The 342-nt window shown below is 40.4% G+C and carries 1 protein-coding gene; it reads right to left on the bottom strand.

Going from position 1 to position 342, the window contains the following annotated elements:
* A partial coding sequence (locus QWY28_RS23350) for a 7 transmembrane receptor (protein WP_300955310.1) occupies positions 1-342 on the bottom strand: 342 nt, incomplete at both ends.

Genomic DNA, 342 nt, shown 5'->3' with positions numbered 1-342 from the left:
CTGTGCTCGTTTGTGCGGCTTCAGATGATCTCAAGGAAGCGACGTTCATTTTCTTAGCTTGTTCACGCATGGATTTTTCATGTGCAGCTACAGCCTGAACAATAAACCAATAAGAGTAGATAATCAACAACAATGGGGCAAAATATACAAAAATGGAATATATGATAATATAGCTTCTACTGACGATATCCTTCGTAAGATAATCGGTACCGCAGGCGGTCATATTTCCTTCTGGAACGTATCTGTTCCATCCAAATAGTGGTGCAATGGTCCAGCCAATAGACATAACCCAAATTAAAAGAATCCTTAACATCGCAGTTTTCTTAGTCAAAGGGGTGGCTC

It is taken from the genome of Nocardioides oceani (assembly GCF_030412965.1).
Lineage (GTDB): Bacteria > Actinomycetota > Actinomycetes > Propionibacteriales > Nocardioidaceae > Nocardioides > Nocardioides oceani.
Note: the sequence above shows the minus strand (reverse complement) of the source record. Positions and strands in the feature narration are given on the sequence as shown.